Below are 4469 nucleotides of genomic sequence, written 5' to 3' on the forward strand. Positions count from 1 at the left end.
CTCTGCACTTTTATTTTGCACTACACAGAAATACCTTGAACCGGCCTAGAAACCGGCTCATTTCCTATGTTATTAACCAAGTGTGGGAACTACTGAATTCCAGCCGAAAGAATCTTTCTCCCCTTGTTACCCTAATAGTTGAACCTCTCAAAAGAAAATAATTTGAAATACATTTACCCGGAATCCAACTCAATTAATATCTCAATTTAAGATAGTCAATTGTCACACCCTATCTTTTTTTAAAATTTACAAATCCTTTACTTAAAAATATCCTAAAATTAATATTTACCTTCTATTATAAAGATAGCCTAATACAGACATATCAGAGAGGGGATTGTAAAGTGTATCGAATTTTTAGTAAGAAGGCAGCCGTAATAACAATGGCAGCCGCTGTAGCTTTTTCTTTTTTAGGTTTTGCAGAGTACAATAGTTTAACAGAAGCAAAGGATAAGAAAAATGAACCAACAAATGTCATTATGATGGTGATGGATGGAACCAGTGCAGGTGCCACTACTTTAGCAAGATGGTACAAAGGTGAGAACCTTGCATTGGATGAAATCGTTATTGGAGGAGTGCGGACGCATTCCGCAGAATCAGCGATTACCGATTCTGCACCAGCTGCCACTGCCTTAGCAACCGGGCATAAAAGTAATGATAAGATTGTTGGGCTTCTTCCTGAAGTGGTGAATACATCAGGTGTCGCTGCTGTTAATCCTGAGGATGCCTATAAACCAGTTGCAAACGTATTAGAGGGCGCGAAACTATTAGGAAAGTCAACAGGTATCATTTCTACTTCTGAAATTCAACATGCAACTCCAGCAGGCTTCTCGTCTCACACAGCACATCGCAGCAATTACCAAGATATTGCCGAGCAACAGGTGTATCAGGAAATGGATGTTGTTCTTGGTGGAGGAAAAGAATCCCTATTACCGGGTACAACAAAGAATTCCCGGGTTGATAATGAGGATCTAACAAAAGTACTTGATGAAAAAGGATATAATTTTGTTGAAACGCGCGAGGAGCTTTTAAAAACAAAGTCCGATAAAATTTGGGGAGCATTTGCTCCTTCCGCTTTAGCTTATGATTTTGATCGTAAAGCAACGAGTAATAGTGAACCGTCTCTTGCTGAAATGACGAAAAAGGCGATTGATACTCTCTCCAAAGATAAGGATGGTTTCTTCCTATTTATAGAAGGAAGTAAAGTAGACTGGGCAGCACACGCAAATGATACAATCGGGATCATTAGTGATGTATTGGCTTTTGATGATGCGGTAAATGAAGCCTTAAAATTTGCAAAAAAAGATGGAAATACAATGGTTATCGCAGTTAGTGACCACGGAAACAGCGGGATTACGATGGGGAATGTAAATACGAACTCCAATTACCCTGAAATTTCAGTTTCTGCTTATGTTGATCCTCTAAAGAAAGCATCAATGACAATTGAAGGTGCTTTAAAGCAATTAAAGGCCGACCGCTCTAATATGAAAGAAGTAGCGGAATTATATGGTTTGGATAACCTAACTGCAACAGAAATGGAAGCTCTAAAAACATCGAAATCATTACAAGCCGATATGACAAAAATGCTCGCAAATCGTGCGAACATTGGTTTTACTACCGGTGGTCATACTGGGGAGGATGTTTTCCTTTACGCATATGGTCCCTCTAAACCATATGGATTAGTAGACAACACTGACATCGCAAAAACGATGGCTAAATTCTTGGGGGTTAATCTGAATAAAACAACGGACAAGCTTTTTGTCAATGCAAGAGAGTCCTTTGAGAAAAAAGGGTATAAGACTCGTATCGATGTAACTGATGAGGTAAACCCTGTATTTATTGCTGAAAAACAAAAAATCAAGATTGAACTCCCAGTTAATAAAAACGTTGCTTATGTTACGAAAAACAAAAAAACTTACACTAAGAAACTTGACGGTGTAACAGTTTATAACTCGAAAGATTTCTATGTATCAGAAGCAGCATTAAATCTATCAAAATAAATTTTTAATATGGTGCTTTCCCTAAGTAAAGTAATTTTAGGGAAAGCACTTCTTTTTTTTTATTTAACTGTTTCGTCCAAAACCCAAATATAGACCAACCAAGAATAACGGTCTAGAAAAAGGTGATAGACTCCCAGTGTTTTTCCAATAAAGAGAGAAAACCTACAATCAATCTTTGATATAGGATTGGATACACTGACCCTACACTTGTTATACATCCTCGCTTGAACCTCTCTTTCCTAAGAATAGTCCTACTTCTTTTGCTGATTCAAAGCTTTCTGGGTAAATCTGAATGGATTGTCAACGTTCTCCCAGTGCATGTACATTAATCGCGGTTGATCAAAGATCCAGTGGCTGTGAACAGCTGTCCACAATGAGGCCACGCCTTCTTATTCTTAATGTCGTTAAAAACGGGTTGATTTCCTCTTGCAGAATAACGCTTTCCCCAAGATTTAATGTCTTTCATCCGATGTTGTTTTCAAACGATAATGCAAACGGGAGTGACAATGGTGAACGGGTTCTTCTTCCCAAAATGCTGGCATTTATGTTTCAGGGATGCTGTACGACACAGACTGGTGCAGCCATGATCACTTCACCGCCGATAATATTCGCTAATCTTTGACATGCATTGGACAAGGTTACCTCCCTTTCGTTACTGCAATATTCTATAAAAAGGAGGGAGTGCTTGTATGGTTGAGAAACTAGGAAAGAAAAAATGAATGAATATCTTGATAAAAAGATATTTTTCCGAAAAAAACGAATCAAATTGAACTATTGATCACTCCACTCGGTTAATCATCAATTATCAGGAAACAGTCTAGTAATCTAATTTCCTTCATTACCAAGTAATATAGATATAAGAGGGCCAGGGGTATTTAACTTATCGGAAACAGAAAAAAGAGGCTATTCTGTATTCACTTTTTCATAATACGAGGGTCAATTTATACCGCTAAATATAATGGGACAACGTCTTTCAAAAGACTGTAAGTTTTGGTTGTTGCTTCATTGGAAACGTATAGCCAAGTTCTAAAAAGAAAAAATGGGAATATGGTTTAGATGAGAATTGCACTTGGATATTTATATTCAGGTTCAATAAGTGCGAGGAAGGAGAAAAAATTAATGGAAATACCATGTAGTGGTTTCATTGTTTATTCATCTGATTCAAACTTGGATGGCGAGCATTCACATGCTTTATATCTCACTTCGTGGGATGGAAGGCCTCTTCATAGGCACCATTTTTCCGGAATAACCTCGTTTGATGTGGGCCATGAACACAGATACGCCGGCACCACTGAACCCGCTCCAAGCGGGGTACCTCATACACATCAATACTTTACTGTTACCTCCTTTGATGATGGCCATAGACATGAAATCCGGGGTGTTACCGGGCCGGCTATACCCTTGCCTGAAGGAGGCCATTATCATAAATTTCATGGGGTAACGACTGTTAGCGGCGAACATCCTCACGCGCATAAGTATCGCGGTGATACTAGCGCTAGGGGCGATTGAATTTTTTGAGATAATGGGAAAATCTTCCAATTATTGGAATGTTTTTTCACGTTAATTTTCCCTGATTGAGCGGCAATTTTGCTGAAATTGCTTCATTTATTTAAGCTTCCGGAAGTAACCACATATCAGAAGTTACATCCCCATCATTTAGAACAATTTCCTGTTTAAAAGTTGGGCACTATTGATCCCGGCTGAAATGATCACTTTATTACGAGCAAAAGCACGGATACATTTGCCTTCTTTAAGAAACTTGATGCCAATTGCCCTATTTTGATTAAACAGGATGCGAAGGGCAGTTGATTCAAAAAGAACTCTTAATTTCCGGCCATTTACCCCAACACCTTGGGGAGTCATAATATCGGAAGTAAGGAATGCGGTCGAGGCACTTTCCCATTGTCCGTTTGGTTTTTGGAATAATTGCCATCGGGTAAAAGGTCCTAGGGAAGTCTGGGGATCATTGCATTAAGTCTACTAACTAATCGGCAGGTAAGGTTCAGAAGTAAAACATCTATTAGGAGAAACTAAGCTGCCCAAAAGAAAAGCTTAAGGAAATTCATTTTTCGTCATTTTTTTATTAAGAGAACAGTGGTGACTAAGAATATAGCCAACAAAGGTGTTTCTTATCTCATTTCAGAACTGGCATCTTATGAAAACTTTCATTTCCCCTTATCATACTTCGTGCCCGAAGTGTAATAAGGGGATAATGCTTATTGCACCCTGTGATTTACGAAGCTTCAATATGACGAGCCTGGTTAAGTAAAGTGCTGAACCACGTTCCCTTTCCCTACTTCCACTTGGGCGTAATGAATTGAAGCGAATATGCGTAATTCCATGCAAAGGGTGCGCACTGCAAACGCCATGCAAAAGCTCGGAGTCAAGGGGCGTTCTCAAGCTGTCGTCGAACTACTGCCCATGGGAGCACTAAAGCTTTAACAAGCAAAACCGGCCGTCCGAAAGGGGCCG

At 39.2% G+C, this 4469-nt stretch carries 3 protein-coding genes and 2 pseudogenes; 3 read left to right on the forward strand and 2 right to left on the reverse strand.

Annotation, left to right across the window (positions count from 1 at the left end; translation table 11 throughout):
* Positions 1-380: 380 nt before the first annotated feature.
* Positions 381-1997, forward strand: coding sequence for an alkaline phosphatase (locus D4N35_RS17430; protein WP_120075948.1), 1617 nt, complete (start codon positions 381-383; stop codon positions 1995-1997).
* 251 nt (positions 1998-2248) lie between these two features.
* Here the strand turns inward: D4N35_RS17430 and D4N35_RS18655 are convergent, their stop codons facing one another.
* Positions 2249-2323, reverse strand: a complete 75-nt coding sequence (locus tag D4N35_RS18655) for a hypothetical protein (RefSeq protein ID WP_369122669.1) — start codon at positions 2321-2323, stop codon at positions 2249-2251.
* A 793-nt stretch (positions 2324-3116) separates the two neighbouring features.
* Here D4N35_RS18655 and D4N35_RS17440 point away from each other — a divergent pair.
* A complete protein-coding gene (locus D4N35_RS17440) occupies positions 3117-3506 on the forward strand; it encodes a YmaF family protein (protein ID WP_120075947.1) in 390 nt (129 codons plus the stop codon).
* A gap of 165 nt (positions 3507-3671) precedes the next feature.
* Here D4N35_RS17440 and D4N35_RS18480 read toward each other — a convergent pair.
* A pseudogene (locus D4N35_RS18480) lies at positions 3672-3965 on the reverse strand (GMC family oxidoreductase); the annotation flags it as partial.
* Positions 3966-4343: 378 nt separating this feature from the next.
* On the opposite strand from D4N35_RS18480, the pseudogene D4N35_RS17450 reads away from it, so the two are divergent.
* Positions 4344-4439 (forward strand): annotated as a pseudogene (locus D4N35_RS17450) (hypothetical protein); the annotation flags it as partial.
* Positions 4440-4469 lie beyond the last annotated feature (30 nt).

Source organism: Siminovitchia fortis, assembly GCF_003605365.2.
GTDB lineage: Bacteria > Bacillota > Bacilli > Bacillales > Bacillaceae_C > Siminovitchia > Siminovitchia fortis.

Bases quoted from the DNA above. Each gene is read 5' to 3' on its own strand.
- D4N35_RS17440 (WP_120075947.1), top strand. From the start codon at position 3,117: ATGGAAATACCATGTAGTGGTTTCATTGTTTATTCATCTGATTCAAAC.
- D4N35_RS17430 (WP_120075948.1), top strand. From the start codon at position 381: ATGGCAGCCGCTGTAGCTTTTTCTTTTTTAGGTTTTGCAGAGTACAAT.